This window comes from Microbacterium sp. UBA3394 (genome assembly GCF_002358725.1).
GTDB lineage: Bacteria > Actinomycetota > Actinomycetes > Actinomycetales > Microbacteriaceae > Microbacterium > Microbacterium luteum.
The window spans coordinates 15,920-34,850 of the sequence record NZ_DEPK01000192.1; the positions used below are offsets into that span (position 1 = coordinate 15,920).

At 71.2% G+C, this 18,931-nt stretch carries 16 protein-coding genes; 7 read left to right on the plus strand and 9 right to left on the minus strand.

The window, feature by feature from the left end:
* Position 1: 1 nt before the first annotated feature.
* Complete coding sequence (locus B4E30_RS11520) at positions 2-721, minus strand: LysR family substrate-binding domain-containing protein (protein ID WP_286718294.1); 720 nt, start codon at positions 719-721, stop codon at positions 2-4.
* Positions 722-760: 39 nt separating this feature from the next.
* Here B4E30_RS11520 and B4E30_RS11525 point away from each other — a divergent pair, with 39 nt between their 5' ends.
* The gene (locus tag B4E30_RS11525) at positions 761-1,159 is read left to right on the plus strand and encodes a DUF1304 domain-containing protein (protein WP_176759432.1); all 399 of its coding nucleotides are present in this window, start codon (positions 761-763) and stop codon (positions 1,157-1,159) included.
* Between the two features lie 287 nt (positions 1,160-1,446).
* Here the strand turns inward: B4E30_RS11525 and B4E30_RS11530 are convergent, their stop codons facing one another.
* Together B4E30_RS11530 and B4E30_RS11535 are read right to left on the minus strand one after the other, a co-directional pair.
* Positions 1,447-2,022 (minus strand): thermonuclease family protein, encoded by a 576-nt coding sequence (locus tag B4E30_RS11530; protein WP_286718298.1) that lies wholly within the window; start codon positions 2,020-2,022, stop codon positions 1,447-1,449.
* 686 nt (positions 2,023-2,708) lie between these two features.
* On the minus strand, positions 2,709-3,116 hold the full coding sequence (locus B4E30_RS11535) for a transferase (protein ID WP_071044088.1): 408 nt from the start codon (positions 3,114-3,116) through the stop codon (positions 2,709-2,711).
* Between the two features lie 283 nt (positions 3,117-3,399).
* Here B4E30_RS11535 and B4E30_RS11540 point away from each other — a divergent pair, with 283 nt between their 5' ends.
* Positions 3,400-3,990, plus strand: a complete 591-nt coding sequence (locus tag B4E30_RS11540) for a YitT family protein (protein ID WP_228481200.1) — start codon at positions 3,400-3,402, stop codon at positions 3,988-3,990.
* A gap of 30 nt (positions 3,991-4,020) precedes the next feature.
* On the opposite strand, the gene B4E30_RS11545 is transcribed toward B4E30_RS11540, so the two are convergent.
* The 3 genes from B4E30_RS11545 to B4E30_RS11555 all read right to left on the minus strand — a co-directional run bounded on the left by B4E30_RS11545 (position 4,021) and on the right by B4E30_RS11555 (position 11,477).
* Positions 4,021-4,794: an Fpg/Nei family DNA glycosylase gene (locus tag B4E30_RS11545; RefSeq protein WP_194384507.1), complete on the minus strand. Its 774-nt coding sequence runs from the start codon at positions 4,792-4,794 to the stop codon at positions 4,021-4,023.
* A complete protein-coding gene (locus tag B4E30_RS11550; protein ID WP_286718303.1) occupies positions 4,787-9,607 on the minus strand; it encodes an Lhr family ATP-dependent helicase in 4,821 nt (1,606 codons plus the stop codon). Before B4E30_RS11550 ends, B4E30_RS11545 begins: the two co-directional genes overlap by 8 nt.
* 178 nt (positions 9,608-9,785) lie before the next feature.
* The gene (locus B4E30_RS11555; RefSeq protein WP_286718305.1) at positions 9,786-11,477 is read right to left on the minus strand and encodes an ABC-F family ATP-binding cassette domain-containing protein; all 1,692 of its coding nucleotides are present in this window, start codon (positions 11,475-11,477) and stop codon (positions 9,786-9,788) included.
* A gap of 301 nt (positions 11,478-11,778) precedes the next feature.
* On the opposite strand from B4E30_RS11555, the gene B4E30_RS11560 reads away from it, so the two are divergent.
* Positions 11,779-12,024: a hypothetical protein gene (locus B4E30_RS11560; RefSeq protein ID WP_071044123.1), complete on the plus strand. Its 246-nt coding sequence runs from the start codon at positions 11,779-11,781 to the stop codon at positions 12,022-12,024.
* A gap of 10 nt (positions 12,025-12,034) precedes the next feature.
* Here B4E30_RS11560 and B4E30_RS11565 read toward each other — a convergent pair whose 3' ends face one another.
* Positions 12,035-12,703 carry an alpha/beta hydrolase gene (locus B4E30_RS11565; protein ID WP_071044084.1) on the minus strand — a complete coding sequence of 223 codons (669 nt, stop codon included), beginning with the start codon at positions 12,701-12,703 and terminating at the stop codon, positions 12,035-12,037.
* A 62-nt stretch (positions 12,704-12,765) separates the two neighbouring features.
* On the opposite strand from B4E30_RS11565, the gene B4E30_RS11570 reads away from it, so the two are divergent.
* Together B4E30_RS11570 and B4E30_RS11575 are read left to right on the plus strand one after the other, a co-directional pair.
* Positions 12,766-13,383, plus strand: coding sequence for an NUDIX hydrolase family protein (locus B4E30_RS11570; RefSeq protein WP_286795388.1), 618 nt, complete (start codon positions 12,766-12,768; stop codon positions 13,381-13,383).
* Positions 13,384-13,398: 15 nt separating this feature from the next.
* Positions 13,399-14,238, plus strand: coding sequence for a helix-turn-helix domain-containing protein (locus B4E30_RS11575; RefSeq protein WP_286718313.1), 840 nt, complete (start codon positions 13,399-13,401; stop codon positions 14,236-14,238).
* 62 nt (positions 14,239-14,300) lie between these two features.
* On the opposite strand, the gene B4E30_RS11580 is transcribed toward B4E30_RS11575, so the two are convergent.
* The gene (locus B4E30_RS11580) at positions 14,301-15,371 is read right to left on the minus strand and encodes a threonine aldolase family protein (protein WP_286718315.1); all 1,071 of its coding nucleotides are present in this window, start codon (positions 15,369-15,371) and stop codon (positions 14,301-14,303) included.
* Positions 15,372-15,454: 83 nt separating this feature from the next.
* Here B4E30_RS11580 and B4E30_RS11585 point away from each other — a divergent pair, with 83 nt between their 5' ends.
* A complete protein-coding gene (locus B4E30_RS11585) occupies positions 15,455-16,870 on the plus strand; it encodes an MFS transporter (protein WP_286795389.1) in 1,416 nt (471 codons plus the stop codon).
* Positions 16,871-16,939: 69 nt separating this feature from the next.
* Here B4E30_RS11585 and B4E30_RS11590 read toward each other — a convergent pair whose 3' ends face one another.
* On the minus strand, positions 16,940-18,280 hold the full coding sequence (locus B4E30_RS11590; RefSeq protein ID WP_228481203.1) for a DUF6421 family protein: 1,341 nt from the start codon (positions 18,278-18,280) through the stop codon (positions 16,940-16,942).
* 169 nt (positions 18,281-18,449) lie between these two features.
* On the opposite strand from B4E30_RS11590, the gene B4E30_RS11595 reads away from it, so the two are divergent.
* Complete coding sequence (locus B4E30_RS11595) at positions 18,450-18,929, plus strand: Lrp/AsnC family transcriptional regulator (RefSeq protein WP_194384514.1); 480 nt, start codon at positions 18,450-18,452, stop codon at positions 18,927-18,929.
* The last annotated feature ends 2 nt before the right edge of the window (positions 18,930-18,931 follow it).

The window sequence follows — 18,931 nt, forward strand, 5'->3', positions numbered from 1 at the left end:
CTCAGCTGCGGGACGAGTTCGCCGTGCGGCCGCGCACGATTCCCACGAACGCGTCGACCAGCGGGGTCGTGCGGTCCGCCACCCATGCGAGGGCGACGGTCGATTCCGGTGCGCCCTCGAGCCGGCGGTGCGCGACGTCTTTGCGGTGATGCAGGCGCGCGAGCGACATGGGAACGATGACGATACCGACCCCGGTCGCCACCGTGGCGATGGCGTCCTCGGTGGTCGTGGGCGGATCGAAGGCGGGCGCCGCGACGCCCGGGAACATCTCCTGCCGGATGCCCAGCGCGTCATCGCCCGGGATGATCAGCACTTCGTCGACGAGGTCGTCCGGGGAGAGCACGTCGGCAGCAGTGAGGTGCGAGTCCGCCGATGTCGCGACGACGGGCACCTCGTCGTAGAGGGGGATCACGTGGAGGTCGGACCGGTCGATCGGCAGGCGCACGAGCGCCGCATCCACCCCGCCCGAGATCAGCGCGTCGCGCTGTTCGGCGACGTCGAGGGCGCGAAGCTCGAGCGGGTTCCGCGGCATGCGCTCCTGCCAGGCGTCGATCCACTTGCCGGGCGTCGCCCCGGGGATGGCGCCCAGCACGAACGGGCCGGGCGTGGGCGCGGGTGACCCTTCGTCGCGCCGCGCCGGTGCGGAGCTGCGCGCGGTCCGCTGCTTGGGCGACCGCGCGGAACGGGTGTTCGGTCCCGAGGGTCTCGCGCGTCTGGGCATGGAGCCACGCTAGCGCTCGCGCAACGCTAGGGTTCGATCATGATCGCGATCCTCGCCACGGTGTTCGGGGTTCTCGCCGCGCTGCTGCACGTGTACATCTTCGTCATGGAGTCGGTGCAGTGGACGCGGCCGCGCATCTGGAAGCGCTTCGGGGTGCGGGATCAGGCCAGCGCCGACGCGATGAAGGGCATGGCCTACAACCAGGGCTTCTACAACCTGTTCCTCGCCGTCGGTGCGGTCCTCGGCGTGGTGCTCTTCTGGACCGGAGCCGATGGCACGGCCGCCGACGTGGCGGGCCGCACGCTCGTGCTGTTCAGCCTCGGATCGATGACCGCGGCGGCCCTCATCCTGCTCAGCACCGGCCGCTCGTACCTCCGCGCGGCACTCGTGCAGGGCACCCTCCCGCTCCTCGGATTCGCCCTCTTCCTCTTCGCCTGACCCGTCGCCCGCGCCGCGCCTCCCGCGCCGCGCGTCCCGCCTCCCTCGCCTCCCGCGCCGCGCCTCCCGCGCCGTGTTCGCCTCCGCCTGACGCGCCGTGTCCCGCCTCCCGCCTCCCGCCTCCCGCGCCGCGCCCCCCGCGCCGCGTTCGCCTGCGCCTGACGCGCCGTGTCCCGCGTCCCGCGTCCCGCCTCCCGCCTCCCGCCTCCCGCCGAGACGTTCGGTTGTCACGCGATGTCGCCATCTCGGGGGATGACGACATTCGGCGGCGACCGAACGCGATCGCGTCAGCGGCAGCGGGACCAGATGCCCGCGCCGGCCTCGATCGCGGCGGACTCGGCCTCCTGAAGGAGCGGCCAGTAGCGGTCGTTCGGGTGGATGCGCAGAGCCTCGCCGGCTCCGGTCGCCACGAGGTCGAGGTTCACGAACGTGCCCTCGCCGGTCCAGAGATACAGCAGCACCCGGTCGTAGGTGTCGCGCTCCTCGTCGTCACGCGTCGCCCACACCGTGTCGCCCTCGGACACCAGGGCGCGCAGCGCATCCGTCGCATCGTTCCCGCCGCACTCGAGGTCGGGGTACACCTCCGGGGTGTCTACGCCGATGAGGCGCACCGGCACCTCGTCGTCGGCCGGGCCCTCGGCGACCGTCCAGGGTGGGGATGTGCCCCCCGCCGGTCGCGCGCGGACGGTGTCGCCGTCGACGATATGCGTGATCTCGATCGCAACGGCCTCCTTCGGCGCCGTTTCTTCCGGTGAGGTGGACGGGATGCTCTCGGGCGCCGCCGGCGCGAGGCACCCCGCGAGGGTGGCGGCCAGTGCACACGCGAGCGCTCCCGTCGCAAGGCGGCGGGAGCGTCGGATCATCCTCCGACCCTATGCTGCGGGACCTCAAGGGGTCGGGGCGCGGACCCCGGGTCGCGCGACGGCGGATCGGTCACGCGCCTCTTGCCGCCGACGTGCACCAATTCAGGCCCGCGGGCCCGCCGAAACCCTTCCCGGGTCCGAATCAGCCTGGACTCACCCTCGCAGCCTGAGTTGCTGCACGGGCAGGGACGGACGCGGCCGACCGCCGGGTGGACGGCTGGACGGGACGAGGGGCGGCGGCGGGGCTCGGGTGAGCGGCCCGATGCAGTCTGCGGCCGTGCCGTGCCGTGGCCGTGTCGTGCCGGCCGTGCCGTGCCGTGCCGTGGCGTGCGTGGCGACTCAGCCCAGCGGGGCCGAGCGGGCGGGTGGCCCTGCGACGCAGCGTGGCGACGCAGCGGAAGGCGGCGCACAGCGGGCGGGTGGACCGGCCGACGGTGCACCAATTCAGGCCGGCCGGTGCGGAAGTGGTCATTTCGTACCCGAATCGGCCGATATGGCTTCATCCAGCCTGAGTTGGTGCCAGGCAACGGGTAGCGAGAGCTCGGAAGCGCCAGGGGCTCGGAGGAGCCAGGGGCGCGAAGGGCGGCCACCGCGCATGCGAGACGCTCCCGTCGCGAGCGGCGGGAGCGTCGGATCATCCTCTGACCCTCGACCGTGGGAAGCCACGGGCAAGGGCCGGGGTCCGGTCAGGCGGCCAGGTGCAGTCCGCGGCGGTCGGTCGCGACGGTCTCGCCGTCGCCGATGCTCTCGTCGTCGCCGATGAGCGAGCCGACCGCGACGCGTGCACCGTTTCCGATGTGCGCGCGGATTCCGATCTTCGCGCCCGCGCCGATCGCGGCGCCGGGTCCGATGTGCGCTTGGGGGGCGATGTCGGCGTCGGGCCCGATGACCGCATCGGACTCGACCCACGCACCGCGGCCCACGTGGACGTTCGCGGCGATTCGGACTCCCGGTTCGACGTACGCACCCGACTCGACGATCGCGGTGGGGTGCACTTTGGCCCCGTGCGCGATCAGGCCCCGACCGTTGGCGTGCTTGCGGTAGCGAAGCGTCTCGCCGTGGTCGTTCTCGATGTCGACGTAGTTCTTACCCACAGTCCCCTCCTCTGATGCCGTTCGGCATCGGATACAGGTACAACTTCCTTGATTGTCTATTCATTCCCTCGAATCCACCGATTCGGATGCGCAGGGTTGACATCTGTTGTTCGTTGCGGCACGGAGAATGGATGGGCATGTCGGCGTCGGCGAGAATGGCGAGATGACGAGCGAACCGGTCGGCGATCCCGACCTGCCCGACGTGCCCGATGCGCTCGACGATCCCGGCCTGTCCGACGCACCCGATGCGACGGGTCCGTCGCTCGTCTTCGACGACCAGAGCATGGCCCACTCCGCGGTCGAGGACGTTCTCGGCATCCTCACCGGCACCTTCGTCGCGTCGCTGGGCCTCTACCTGCTGCAGACGGCCGGTTCGGTCACCGGCGGTACCGCCGGTCTCTCCCTCCTGCTCGGCTACGCGACGGCGTGGCCGTTCTGGCTGTTGTTCGCCGTCATCAACCTCCCGTTCGCGGTGCTCGCGGTGTGGCAGCGAGGGTGGAGTTTCACCGCGCGAACCGCGGTCGCCATCGGCCTCGTTTCGGGATGGTCGGTCGTGCATCAGGGGATGCTCGTAATCGACGACCTCGACCCGATCTACGGCACGCTCGGCGGGAACCTCCTGGCCGGCGTGGGCCTGCTCATCCTCTTCCGCCATCGCGCGAGTCTCGGCGGTGTGAACATCGTCGCCCTGATCGTGCAGGATCGCTGGGGCTTCCGCGCCGGGTGGACGATGATGATCTTCGACGTGCTGATCATCGGGGCGGCCCTGCTGGTGGTGCCCGTCTGGAGCGTGGTCTTGAGCGCGGCGGGAGCGGTGGTGCTGAACCTCGTGCTGGCCCTCAACCACCGGCCGGGAAGATACATCGGGCACTGACGGGAATCGGGCACCGACGTGGATGCGGGATCAGCTCTGGCAGCGCGGGCACCAGAAGGTGATGCGTTCGGAGGTCGGGTCGGCGCCCATCTCTCCTCCGCGGATCAGCGTGCCGCATCGACGGCACGGCCGACCCTCGCGACGGTAGACCCACGTGGATCGACCGGGGCGCGAGTCGCCGGTGAACGTGCGGCCGGATCGGTCGCGATTGGCGCGGATCATGCGCGTGCCGAGGTCGAGGAGTGCCGGCACGTCGACCTCTGGGGCGGGGGTGGTGGGCAGAACGCCGCGCACGAAGAGGATCTCGTTGGCGTACTCGTTTCCGAAACCGGCGACGTTGCGCTGATCGAGCAGCGCGACGTGCACCGCTCGCGGGTCGGCCGAGAGCCGACGGGCGGCCTCATCCGGATCCCACGACGCGCTCAGGGGATCGGGACCCAGGTGACCGACGAGCGCGCCCTCATCCTCCGTGCGCACCACCGAGATATCGGCGAGGTCGAAGCCGACGGTGTCATGGGTGGATGTGCCGAGCACGGCGCGCGCCTTGTAGCCGGGCTTGCGCCACCGCCCGCCGCGCTCGTAGACGTGCCATTCGCCCTCCATCTTCAGGTGGGTGTGCAGGGTCCACCCGTCGATGCGGTGCAGCAGGTGCTTGCCGCGGGGTACGACCTCCTGCACGGTCGCACCGGTCAGGTCGACGGTCGCGACCTGCGGCACCCGCAGATCGAAGCGGGCGAGCTCGCGTCCGTCGAGCACGTCGGCCAGGCGCCGCGCGGCGCGGAAGACGGTGTCGCCCTCAGGCACGGGCGGTTTCCCGCTGGGCGTCGCCGGCGGTCGTGCGCCGCAGCGTCAGTCCGCGCGGCGACTCGACGAAGCCGGCTTCGCGCAGGGCCCGGCCGAGGGGCGTGCCGTAGACGAACGCGCCGTTGACCTGCTCGATCGTGAGGGTGTCCAGCCGTCGTCGGCGCGCGGTGGCGGTGAGGTCGGCAGCAGCCGCCCGGAGCACCTCCTCGTCATCGGTGAAGGCCAGTGCCGTCTTGCCGCCGCGCTCGAGGTAGAGCGCGAGGTCGCCGTCGACGAGCACCACGAGCCCGCCGGCCTTGCGGCCGGGCCGGTGCGAGATCTCGGCCAGTGCCGGCCACTGCAGTGCGGCCCCGTACGGGTTCGCAGGGTCGGTGGCCGCAAGCGTCACGGCCGTGCGCGGCGGCGGATCGGCGAGACCGGCGAACTCGCGGATGCGGTCGACCGTCGCCGACGCCGCGAACTGCGCGGCCCCGAGCTTCTCGATGACATAGCCCCGCCGGCAGTGGCCGGCCTCCTCGAATCCAGCGAGCACGCGATAGACCTGGGCGAATCCGCCGGGAACCCCCTCGGACTGCACGGAGCCACGCGTCACGACGCCGTAGCGGTCCAGCAGCAGGCTCGCCGCGGCGGTGGCGCGCAGCGCCGCATCCGGTTCGGCGTCGGGAACGAGAGACCAGCGGCCCCCGATGGCGGGCGGACGAGGCGGAGCAGACGCGGACACCCGCGGCAGCGTTGCCCCGCGATACATGCGGGAACGCGGCGTCTTGCGGGCGACCCGATGCGCCTGGGAACCCCCGCCCACGAGCGTTCGGACGGGCGCGAAGGTGTCGTTGGTCACGCGTCCCGCCCAGGTGAGGCGCCACAGGGCGTCGACGACGGACTGCTCGTTCTCCGCGCCGGCGAGCGACTTCAGCTGGGCGGCGAAGTACGCCCCACCGGCCGCAAGCACCTCGATGACGCGAGCGTCGAGGGAGTCCGCGGCGATCTCGACGTCGTCGCGCGTGAGGGTGAGCGGCGCTGCGTCAGCCGGGTGGAAGGCGATCCACCCGTCTCGGCCCGGGAGCGACCCGTGGCCGGTCCAGACGACCTCTCCCGACGCGGTGAGCTCGTCGAGCATCGCGGGGGCGTAGTCCCGCACGCGAGAGGGCAGGATGAGCGACTCCCACGCGCTCGCCGGCGCCGGAATGCCCGCGAGCTGCTCGATGACCGCCGCGAGGCCGTCGATGCCGTCGAGCGGACGCGTGACGTGCTGCCAGACCGGCAGGAAGCGAGCGAACGCCTCGGGTGGCACCGGTTCCACGCTGCCGCGGATCGCGGCCAGCGACCGCATCCGCAGTCGGCGCAGCACCTCGCTGTCGCACCATTCCGTGTCATCGCGCGATCCGCCGGCGTTCTCCACCGGGAGGAAGAATCCGCTCGAGATGCGCCCCTGACCCTCGAGCCGCTGCAGCGTGTGACGCGCGACCGCGACCCCCACGCCGAGGCGCTCGGCGACCGCATCGACCGTGAAGGGTCCGTGCGTCCGTGCGTAGCGGGCCACCAGGTCGCCCACCGGATCGGGGAGAGGTTCGAGGAAGGCGAGCGGGATGCCCACCGGCAGCGCCGCCCCGAGGCCGTCGCGCAGCCGGCCGGCGTCTTCGATCGCCGCCACCCGGGACGCCCCGGCGATCGTCACGCGAATCGCCCGTCGCGCATCGACCAGCTCGTCGAGCAGCTGCGCGGCGCTCGCTTCGGAGGCGGCAGCGGCCGGGCCGGTCGGGTCCTGCAGGCGCACGGCGACCTCGCCGGCATCCAGCGGACCGAGCACGCGCAGCAGGTCGGCGACCCCCTCGACCCCGCGAGCGCGACGGTCGGGATCCAGCTTCTGCGCCTCGCGTTCGAACTGGGCGATGACGTCGGGATCGAGCAGCTCGCGCATCTCGACCTTGCCGAGCAGCTCCGACAGCAGCGCCGGGTCGACCGACAGCGCCGCAGCCCGACGCTCGGCCAGCGGCGAGTCGCCCTCGTACATGAACGCGCCGACATATCCGAACAGCAGGTCGCGGGCGTACGGGGACGGCTGGCTCGTGGTCGTCTCGACGAGGCGGATGCTGCGGTCGCCGATGCGGCGGGCCACGCGCAGCAGGGCGGGCACGTCGTAGACGTCCTGCAGCACCTCGCGCAGGGTCTCGAGGATGATCGGGAACGTGGGGTAGCGGCGCGCGACCTCCAGCAGCTGCGCGGAGCGCTGACGCTGCTGCCACAGCGGACTGCGTCTGCTCGGGTTCATCCGCGGCATCAGCAGGGCGCGGGCGGCGCATTCGCGGAAGCGCGAGGCGAACAGCGCCGATCCGCCCACCTCGTCGGTGACGAGCTGTTCGAGCTCGTCGGGCTCGAACACGAACAGGTCGGCGCCGGGAGGTTCGGCTGCCGCATCAGGGACGCGCGCGATGATCCCGTCGTCGCTGGCGACCGCCGCTCCCTCGACGCCGAGGCGCTCGCGGATGCGGGCGTTGACGGCGAGAGCCCACGGCGCATGCACTTTCATGCCGTACGGGGAATGCAAGATGACGCGCCAGTCGCCGACCTCGTCGCGGCTGCGCTCGACGGTCAGCGTGCGGTCGGTGGGCACGGTCCCGGTCGCTTCGCGCTGCTCGGCGAGGTAGGTCAGCAGGTTCTCGATCGCGAACCCGTCGAGACCGGCGTCGCCCAGGCGTGCCTCGGCCTTCTCCCGAGAGGCTCCGGAGAGCTGGCGAGCCATCGTGCCGAGCGCCTCGCCGAGTTCGGCCGGGCGGCCGAGGCCGTCGCCGTGCCAGAACGGCAGCTTGCCCGGCTGCCCGAACGCCGGGAGCACGTTGACGCGGTCGTGCGTGATCTCGACGATGCGCCAGCTCGTCGTGCCGAGCGTGAAGACGTCGTTGACCCGCGACTCGTAGACCATCTCCTCGTCGAGCTCACCGACGCGGGCATTGCGGGTCTCGCCGGCGACGAAGACGCCGAACAGGCCCCGGTCGGGGATGGTGCCGCCGCTTGTGACGGCGATGCGCTGGGCGCCGGGCCGGCCGGTCAGGGTTCCCGCGTCGCGATCCCACACGACGCGAGGACGGAGCTCCGCGAACTCGTCGGAGGGGAACCGGCCCGCGAGCAGATCGAGCGTTGCCTCGTACGCCGAGCGCGGCAGGGTGCGGAACGGCGCGCTGCGGCGCACCGTCTCGAACCAGCCCTCGACGTCGATCTCGCCTTGGGCGGCCGCAGCCACGGTCTGCTGGGCGAGGATGTCGAGCGGGTTCTGCGGCACCGCGATCGCCTCGATCTGCCCCGCGAGCATCCGTTCGGTCACGATCGCGGTGTGGAGCACATCGGCCCGGTGCTTCGGGAAGAGGGCCGCCCGGCTCACCTCGCCCACCTGGTGCCCGGCGCGCCCCACGCGCTGCAGTCCGGATGCCGCGGACGGCGGCGCCTCGACCTGGATCACGAGGTCGACAGCGCCCATGTCGATGCCGAGCTCGAGGCTGCTGGTGGCCACGACGCAGCGGAGGACGCCGGACTTCAGCTCCTCTTCGACCTGCGCGCGCTGTTCCTTCGAGACCGACCCGTGGTGGGCCTTGGCGAGTGCGGGCGCCGCTCCCGAGGACACTCCCGCCTGCGCCATCATCTCCGCCGGCATCCGGCCCGGTGTGGTCGAGTCCGGTGGGCCGGACGGCGGCGCATCCGGCGACGGTGCCTCGAGCCCGAGCCGGTCGGCGTAGATCTCGTTGAGGCGTCCGGTGAGGCGTTCGCCGAGGCGGCGGGAGTTGACGAAGACGATGGTCGAACGGTGATCGAGGATGCGGTCGACGATCGCCTCTTCGACGTGCGGCCACACCGATCCTGTCATCTCGGTGTTCTCGGCGCCCGCCGAGCCGTCGCCGAACCAGTCCTCGTCGAGGGGTGTGCCGTCGAGGTCGTCGACGGTTCCCGGATCGGCTGATGCCGGCGCGGCACCGGGTGCGCCACGCGCGGAGGTCGGCGGCGGGGGCGGATTCAGCATGTCGTCGACGGGCACGACGACCTTCAGCTCGAACTGCTTGGATGCGCGCGGCGCGACGATCTCGACCGGTTCGGCGCCGCCGAGGAACCGGGCGACCTCGTCGATCGGGCGTACGGTCGCCGACAGGCCGATCCGCTGCGCGGGACCCGCATCCGGATCGTGCTCGCGGCGCAGGGCGTCGAGCCGCTCGAGACTGACGGCCAGGTGTGCGCCGCGCTTGGTGGCCGCGACCGCGTGCACTTCGTCGACGATGACCGTGTGCACGTCGCGCAGCGTCTGCCCGGCCTGGCTCGTGAGCATCAGGTAGAGCGACTCCGGGGTGGTGATGAGGATGTCGGGCGGCGTGGCGACGAGCTTCCGCCGGTCGGCGGACGACGTGTCGCCCGAGCGCACGCCGACCGAGACATCGGGCACGCGGATGCCGAGGCGCCGCGCGGACTGCCCGATCCCGACGAGCGGGGAGCGCAGGTTGCGCTCGACGTCGACGCCGAGGGCCTTCAGCGGCGAGATGTAGAGGATGCGGGTGCCGCGCGCAGGCTCCTTGGCCGCCCGCTTCCGCCCACGCACGGGCGCGGCATCCGGTCGATCGGCCGCGACGCTCTCGCGGAACACGCGGTCGATGGCCCACAGGAACGCCGACAGGGTCTTGCCGGACCCGGTGGGAGCGACGACGAGGGCGTGCTTGCCGTGCGAGATCGCCTCCCATGCGCCGCGCTGGGCGTCGGTGGGGCGTGCAAAGGCTCCGCGGAACCAGTCCTGCGTGGCAGGGCCGAACCGCTCGAGCACGTCGCCGGAGCCAGCCATCCTCCCATCATGCTCGCTGCCGCCGACATCGGCTCCGGCTTACGCCCGCCCGCGCGCACAACTCCTCACATCCCGAGCGCGGAACGCCCCCGCGCGTCCGCATCCGGGCGACAGGGCGCGAACGTGAGGAGTTATGAACCGACGCCGTGTCGGCCGAACGCGGCACGCCCCGTGCCGGTCACACCTCGCGCAGAGAGCCCTGGCGCAGAGCGCCCTCGCGCAGGGAGCCACCGCGCAGCTCCAGGGTGAGGCCGACGCCGATGCGGGCGAGGAAGGCGTCGTCGTGGCTGACCACCAGTACGGCACCGCGGTACGCCCGGAGGGCGTCGACCAGCTGATCGACGGTGTCGAGGTCGAGGTTGTTCGTGGGCTCGTCGAGCACCAGCAGCTGCTGGGGTGGATCGGCCAGCAGCAGACGCGCGAGGGCGACGCGGAATCTCTCTCCGCCCGAGAGCGTCGACACGGGTCGCTCGACCGCCGCGCCGCGGATGAGGAACCGCGCGAGCCGGTTCCGCACCTCGGCCGGAGACACGTTCGCGGCTGCATCGCGCACGTTCTGCAGAACCGTCGCGTCCTCGTCGAGGCCGTCCACCCGCTGCGGCAGATAGCCGATCCGGTCGGTGAGCGCCTCCGCGCGTACGCAACTCCTCAGATCCGGGCTCTTACGCCCGGAATCCGTCGGATCAGGCCCCTCGAACGCCGTTCGTGAGGAGTTGTGAACGGCGGGCGAGACGATCTGCTCCAGCAGCGTGGTCTTGCCGGCGCCGTTCGGACCGATGAGCGCGACGCGCTCGGGCCCCTGCACGACCCACGTGCGATCGCCGTCGTTGAGGGTGGCGATGCGCCGGCCGGCGGGAACGCCGGGGTCGGGCAGGTCGATTCGGATGGCGTCGTCGTCGCGCACGCGCCGTTCGGCCTCATCGAGGGCCGCGCGGGCTCTCGCCTCCTTCTCCCGGCTCTCGGTGCGAAGTCGACCGGCCGAGACCTGGGCGGCGCGTTTGCGGTTGCCGGCGACGATCGGCGGCACGCGCTTCTCGCGCTCGGCCTTGGCGCCCACCGCCCGCCGACGCGCGATGGTCGTCTCGGCCTCGATGCGCTGCCGCTTCTCGCGACGCACATCCTGTGCCGCCGTCGCTTCGGCACGCCGGGCCGCTTCCTGCTCGGCGTCGAGCCACGATCGCCACTGCGAATACGGGCCGCCGAACACCGACAGTGTGCCGTCGTGCAGCTCCGCGGTGTCGTCCATGAGCTCCAGCAGCGCGGTGTCGTGGCTGACGACGACGAGTGCGCCCGGCCATGCCGTCACGAGACCCGCGAGCCGTGCGCGTGCGTCGCGGTCGAGGTTGTTCGTCGGTTCGTCCAGCAGCGTGATGGCGGGTTTGCGCAGGCGGATGCCGGCGATCGCCGCCAGCACCGCCTCGCCGCCCGAGAGCTCGCCGACCGTGCGGTCGAGCACGTCCGGCGCCAGACCAGCCCCGGCGAGGGCGGCGTGTGCGCGGGACTCGATGTCCCACGCGTCGCCGACGGCGTCGAAATGACGAGGGTCGGCGTCGCCCGATTCGATCGCGCGCAGCGCGGCCAGGATCGGGCCGATGCCGAGCAGGTCGGCGACCGGTCGGCCGGTGTCGCGCGTGAGCTGCTGCGGGAGGAGAGCGACGTCGCCGGAGGTCGTGACGGTTCCGGACGCGGGGGCGATCTCGCCCGCGATCAGGCGCAGCAGTGTCGACTTGCCCGACCCGTTGCGCCCGACGAGTCCGGTGCGGCCCTCGCCGATCGCTCCGGAGACGTCGTCGAGCGCGGGGGAGCCGTCTGGCCAGGTGAAGCAGAGGCGGTCGAGGACGACCGCGGAGGTGTGCGGATGCGCGGGCATGAGGCCCCTTCGAGTGTCGGCGGAACGCACTGACACACGGCGCCGCGGACGGCGGCGGTCCCCGGCTCCTGCGGGAGCGGCCCGCCGAAGGGCGGGCGCGGGCGACGGTCAGCGCGAGATGGTCGCGAGATCGTCGAGGGTCTTCACCGGTCGTCCAGACGTCGGGAACAGGGACGCCATGACGATAGCGGGGTCGGCCGCACCCGGCAAGCCCCGGGTCGGAGACGCCCCGCCCGGCGTCGGATGCGTCTCCCGCGCAGGGGGGATGTGCGCCGGGCGCGCGCCTCGTAGCGTCGTGATCATGACGGATCAGCAGAAGCCGCAGGACGAGGGCGGGCGCTCCTTCCCGCCGTTCAACGCCGCCGGTCTCGCGATCGGCATCGGGCTCGGCATCGCCTTCGGCGTCGCACTCGACAACATCGGCGCGGGTCTTGCGATCGGCATCGGGATCGGCGTCGCCTTCTCGCTCGCGTTCGGTGCGGCAGAGGCGGACCGCCGGAAGAAGCGCGATCGCGACGATGACGGGGACCGCGGCGCGTCGGACTGACCCGACTCGCTCAGTCCGACAGCGACTCGAGCTGCTTCTCGAGGAAGACCCGCACGTCGGCCATCTCCTGCTCGGAGACGCTGTGCGTCAGCCCCGGGTACACGCGACCGCTGAGGTCGCTGTGACCGGGCAGCCACTGCGTGGTGTGGTCGACGAGGAAGCCGGGGATCACCTCGTCGGCCGTCCCGCGCCCCCAGAACACCGGCGGCCGGTTCTCGGCCATGACGGCGTCTCCGGCGAGCTCGCCCGGCGTGGCGTAGCCGGAGAGGTTGACCGCGAAGGCGAAGCGCTCGGGCTGCAGCCGCAGCGCCTGCAGCGAGACGGCGCCGCCCTGGGAGAAGCCCAGCAGCCCGACCGGCGCATCCGGAGCGACCCGATCGACCCACGAGACGAGAGCGGATGCGGCGGCGGTCACGTGGGCCGGGTCTCGGCCGTCGAGACCCTCGATGGGGTACCACGAGTGCCCGGGGGTGGGCCATGGCGGCGCAAGCGGGGCGCGCACAGCGGCGTAGGCGAATCCATCGGGCAGGTAGGGCACGAGGCCGAACAGGTCGCCCTCGTGCGAGCCGTAGCCGTGGAGGAGGACCAGCAGCGGGCGTCCGGCGCGCGCGGACTCGTCGGCCGACCACAGCACGACGTCGTGGTCGAGCACGGGCGTGTTCGGGCTCTCGGCGGTCATCCGGATATTGTTGCAGGCCGTCCCGACACGCGCCGCGACGGACGGTGGGGTATACAGGAGGCATGCCGGTCCGCACGCCTGATCCCGACCCGAACGACCGGGACGACGACGGCACGCCGCGCGATCCGCTGCGCGATCTGGGCGGCGACGCGGGCAGCGCCTCGAATCCCGGATGGCTGAGCGAGGTCGAACTCGCCGAGGCGCGTCGCCGCCTGCCGATGCTCTACGTCGAGGCGGTGCCGGTGCGCACCGATGGCATGGGGGCGGTCACCGAGATCGGCATCCTCCTGCGCGCGACGCCGGTCGGCGAGATCACCCGGTCCATCGTGAGCGGCCGGGTGCGCTACGGCGAGACCGTCCGCGACGCGCTCTTCCGCCATCTCGAGAACGATCTCGGACCGATGGCCTTCCCCCTCCTCCCGCCGCAGCCGGTGCCGTTCACCGTGGCCGAGTACTTCCCGATCCCCGGGGTGAGCGCCTTCCACGACGATCGCCAGCACGCGGTCTCGCTCGCGTTCGTCGTGCCCGTCTCCGGCACGTGCGAACCGCGCCAGGACGCCCTCGAGGTCACGTGGATGAGTCCCGAGGAAGCGGCCTCCGACGCGCTCGCCGACGAGATGGAGGGCGGCCGGGCCACCCTCATCCGTCAGGCGCTCGCGAGCGTCGGCTGCCTGCGCTGACCCGGGACGCGACGGATGCCGTACAGCCCGCTGCTGGTCGATTTCGCCGTGGCGATCCCCATCGTCCTGGGTCTCGCCTATGTGATCGCCCGGGTCATGCGTCGGCTCTTCGGCCGGCGGCTGCGCCTGGAGATCCGCACGATGACGATCGTGTCGCTCATGGGACTGAGCGTCGGCATCTTCATCGCCGGATGGCTCTTCGCGGGTCTGCGGCTGTGGATGCCGACGACCATCCTGCTCGCGTTCGGCACGAGCCTCGGGCTGTCGTTCGTCGTCGCCGCCATCGCGACGGCGTGGGGGCGCGGGCTGCACGACGTCGACGTTCCCGCGCTGCTCGCCTCGGGTGAGTCCGATCGCGTCGAGTTCAAGGAGACCGCGCGCTGGAACGTGCGCGAGGACAAGAAGGACGCGCGCATGGAGCTCGCGATCGCCAAGACGATCGCGGCGTTCCTCAACAGCTCGGGTGGCGTGCTGGTGATCGGGGCGAACGACGACGGTCACGCCGTGGGGCTGGATCGCGACCTGGCCACCCTGCGCACCCCGGATCACGACCGCTTCGAGCTGTGGCTGCGCGACCTGCTGTCCACGCTCCTCGGTCGAAACGCCGCGGCGCTGCCGCATATCCAGTTCGCCCCGGTGGGGGATGCGGGCGCCGCCGTGTGCGCGGTGAGCTGCCCGCCCTCGCCGAAGCCGGTCTTCCTCGTGCGCGCGAAGGACGGCGGCTCGACGGACCTGTGGGTTCGCGTGGGGAACTCGACCCGCTCACTGGGCGTCGACGAGGCCGTGCAGTACGTGGCGGACCACTGGCGCCCGTCGGTGTGGTCCTGGCTGTCCGGCAAGCCCGCCCGCGGCTGACGGGTACCCGGTACATCCGCGCCGGTTGTCCCGGCGTCTCGGACCGGCGTCTGCGCGTGGGGTCAGGCCGCGGAGGTCTCCCGCGCGATCGCGGCCACGAACGCGTCGACGTCGGCTTCGGTCGTGTCGAAGGAGCACATCCAGCGCACTTCGCTTCGCGCTGCATCCCAGTCGTAGAAGCGGAAGGACGGGCGCAGTCGATCGGCAACGCCGGCCGGCAGCGTCGCGAACACGCCGTTCGCCTGCGTCCGCTGCGTGAACCCGACTCCGCGGATCGTGCCGTCGGCGAGGCCCGCCTCGACGCCGGAGCGCAGGCGCTGCGCCATCGCGTTGGAGTGTCGGGCGTTCCGCAGCCACAGGTCGTCCTCGAGCAGCGCGATCAGCTGTGCCGACACGAAGCGCATCTTCGACGACAGCTGCATGTTCAGCTTGCGCAGGTACGGCAGGCCGCTCGAGGCCTCGGGGTCGAGCACGACGATCGCCTCGCCGAGCATCGCCCCGTTCTTGGTGCCGCCGAAGCTCAGCACGTCCACCCCCGAGTCGCGGGTGAAGGCGCGCAGGGGCACGTCGAGGGCGGCCGCTGCGTTGGCGATGCGGGCCCCGTCCATGTGCAGGCGCATGCCGTGGCTGTGCGCGTGGTCGGCGATCGCCCGCACCTCGTCGGGCGTGTAGAGCGTGCCGAGCTCGGTGGACTGCGTGATCGAGACCGCCAGCGGCTGCGATCGGTGCTCGTCGCCCCACCCCCAGGCCTCGAGGTCGATGAGGTCGGCGGTGAGCTTGCCGTCGTCGGTCGGCACGTTCAGGATCTTCACGCCCGCGACCTTCTCGGGCGCTCCGCCCTCGTCGACGTTGATGTGGGCGGTGGATGCCGCGATCACCGCACCCCACCGGGGCAGCATCGACTGCAGGCCCACGACGTTGGCGCCGGTGCCGTTGAAGACGGGGTAGGCCTCGACCCCTTCGCCGAGGTGGGTGCGGAAGACCTCCTGCAGCCGCGTGGTGTAGCGGTCCTCGCCGTAGGCGATCTGGTGACCCTCGTTCGCGGCGGCGATGGCCGCCAGCACCTCCGGATGCACGCCGGAGTAGTTGTCAGAGGCGAAGCCGCGCACGGCGGTGTCGTGGAGGGGAGTCACGGAGATCCAGCGTACGCGTCCGGTGCCGGTGGTCGTCGGCCGGAGGTCTGTCGGATGTCGGTGCCCGGGTCTACCCTCACCCCATGACCCCTGATCCGGCGTCGACCGCCCCGGCGACGGTCGTGCCGCCGCCGAACGGCATGCGCACGTTCCTGCACGTGCTCGTGAACACGGCGTTCGCCAACATCACCACGAGCTTCCTGTGGTTCGCGCTGACGTTCTGGGTCTACCTCGAGACGCGCTCGGTGCTCGCCACGGGCATCATCGGCGGCGCGTACATGCTCTTCATCGCCATCTTCGCGATGATCTTCGGCACCCTGGTCGATCGGCATCGCAAGCATCGCGTCATGATCCTGTCGAGTCTGATCACCCTGGCGTCCTTCCTCGTCGCCGGCGCCTTGTATCTCGCTCAGCCGGAGTCCGCCCTGGTCGACCTCGGCGGACCGTGGTTCTGGCTCTTCGCGGGGATCATCCTCTTCGGATCCGTCGTCGAGCACATGCGCAACATCGCCCTGTCGACCACGGTGACGCTGCTCACCCCTGTCGATCGGCACGCGAACGCCAACGGCCTCGTGGGCACCGTGCAGGGGATCGCCTTCATCATCACGAGCGTGTTCTCGGGCCTTGCGATCGGCTTCCTCGGCATGGGATGGACGCTCGTGATCGCCCTGGTCGCCACCGCGGCCGCCCTCGTGCACCTGCTGTTCCTGCGTATCCCCGAGGAGCAGCCGGTGGTGGAGCCTGGGCGCACCTCGCTCATCGACCTCGCCGGCAGCATCGCCGCCGTCCGCGCCGCGCAGGGCCTGTTCGCCCTCATCATCTTCTCCACCTTCAACAACCTCATCGGCGGGGTCTACATGGCGCTGATGGACCCGTACGGGCTGACCCTGTTCGAGGTGGAGATCTGGGGCGTCGTGTTCGGCGTCGCCGCGACCGGATTCATCATCGGCGGACTCGTCATCGCGAAATTCGGCCTCGGTCGCAATCCGATCCGCACGATGCTGCTGGTCGTGGTGGCGATGGGCGTGCTCGGCGCCGTCTTCACCATCCGGGACTGGTGGTGGCTGTACGCGCTGGGCATCTGGGTCTACATGATGCTGATTCCCGCCGTCGAGGCGGCCGAGCAGACCGTCATCCAGAAGGTCGTCCCTTACGCGCGCCAGGGTCGCGTGTTCGGTTTCGCGGCCGCGTTCGAGTCGGCGGCGGCTCCGGTCACGGCGTTCCTCATCGCCCCCATCGCCGAGTTCGCGATCATCCCCTACATGGATTCGCCGGCGGGCACCGCCGCGTGGGGGTGGCTGCTGGGTGACGGGCAGGCGCGCGGCATCGCGATGGTGTTCTTCTTCGCCGGGTTGGCGATGGTGGTCATCGCGCTCCTGGCCTTCACGACCCGGTCCTATCGAACGCTCTCGGCGGAGTACGCCGGCGCGCAGGAATCGGTGCCGGTGGCAGCGGATCCGTCCCCGCCCACGGGTCCGGTGCCGCAGCCCGGCACGTGAGCGAGGGCGCCTGTCACGCCGCCGTCACGAGCACGCTGCCGTCACGCGCACGGTTCCGTCACGCCGCCGTCACGCATCCGTGCCGCGGATTCCGCTCGTGGATGCGATGACGGGCCGCATCTTCTTCTCGAGCGCCTCGTAGAACATCGACAGGGGGAACTCGTCTTCGAGCACCGCGTCGGTGTAGCCGCGCGGCGGACCCGCGAGGATCTCGTCCGAAAGCCCGCGTGCCCACCGTGAGGCGGGGTTCGGCGTGAGGACCGAGCTCACGAGGTCGTAGGCGGCGAGCCAGTGAGCGGTCTTCGGGCGGTCGATCGAGCGCCAGTACAGGTCGTCGACGGCGTCTCCCAGTGCGAGCACGGCGGCGGCGACCTCTTCCCACTCGACGGTGAGGGCGGTGTCGGTCCAGTGCAGCACGCGGCGCTGGTGCAGCCACGCGAACAGCAGCTGTCCGCCCAGTCCGTCGTAGTTGCGCACGCGAGAGCCGGTCACGGCGAATCGGAAGATGCGGTCGAAGATCACGGCGTACTGCACGAGCCGGGCGTGTTCGAGCAGCCGTCTTTCGGTGTCGTCGAGGTCGTCGCGCTTCGCGTAGCGGGCTTCGAGCGCGACGCACTCCCGGAAGGCGGTGAGGTCGCACCGCAGCTCCTCCAGGGAGTAGAGGAAGTACGGCATGCGCTGTTTGATCATGAACGGATCGAATGGCAGGTCGCCGCGCATGTGCGTGCGGTCGTGGATGAGGTCCCACATCACGAACGTGAGTTCGGTGAGCTCCTGGTCATCGAGCATGCGCGCGGCCTCCGGGGGGAGCTCCAGCTTCGTGATCTCGGCCGCCGACCGGGTGACCCGTCGGAAGCGCGCCGCCTCGCGGTCCTGGAAGATCGCGCCCCACGTGAAGGCCGGGATCTCGCGCATGGCGATCGTCTCGGGGAACAGCACCGCGGAGTTGGTGTCGTATCCGGGCGTGAAGTCGATCAGGCGCAGCGACACGAACAGCCGGTTGGTGTAGTCGGCCTCCAGCCGCGCGATCGCCTCGGGCCAGATCGCCTCGACGATCAGCGCCTCGAGATGGCGGTCCGGCGAGCCGTTCTGGGTGTACATCGGAAACACCACGAGGTGGCGCACGCCGTCGATGCGATGCCGCTGCGGCTGGAATGCGACGAGGGAGTCGAGGAAGTCCGGCACGCCGAAGTTCTCACCGGCCCACCGTCGCGCGTCCAGCGCCGAGGCGGCGAGGTAGTCGGCGTCGTGGGGGAAAGCAGGCGCGAGAGCCTCGATAGCGCACACGATCGTCTCGAGGTGGGCGTGGGCGGTGGCATGCTGCGACGCATCAGGGATGGAACCGTCGGTCGCCTGCAGCGTCTGCAGGGCGGTCGCGGCGTCTCTCAGAGCGAGCCAGGCAGCCGACATCTCGGCACGGTCGGCCCGGTCGACGGGGGTGAAGCGAGGGGCGAGCGTGGGCGCGGACAACGGAGCCTCCGATCATCGATGTGCCGCGAGTCTAGATTTGCTTCCGCAATATCGTTCATGAACCGGAAATTTTCCTGCTGCATACCGCTTCGACGCGTACCATTGCGGGATGGCAGCAGACGTTCCTCCGGTCGGCGTCCGGCTCGATGACGAGACGGATGCGCGCGTCGTGCGTGCTGTCTCCCTCGACCCGCGAGGTACCTTGGCCGATCTGTCGGCCGCGGTCGGTCTGTCGGTCTCGGCGGTGCAGGCGCGTGTACGCAAGCTGGAGGCGCGGGGTGTGATCGCCGGCTATCGCGCGGTCGTCGACCCGGAGGCGGTGGGTCGGCCCCTGGCGGCGTTCATCGAGATCACCCCGCTGGATCCGGCCCAGCCCGACAACGCGCCGGAGCTGCTGGAGCACCTCGACGAGATCGAGGCGTGCCATTCGATCGCAGGTGCCGCCAGCTACATGCTGTTCGTGCGGGTCGCCACGCCGCGTCATCTCGAGACGCTCGTGCGCGAGATCCGCCTCGCCGCCTCGGTGAGCACCCGCACGACGGTGGTGCTCCAGACGTTCTACGAGGGCCGCCCCCTGCTCCCCGGGTGAAA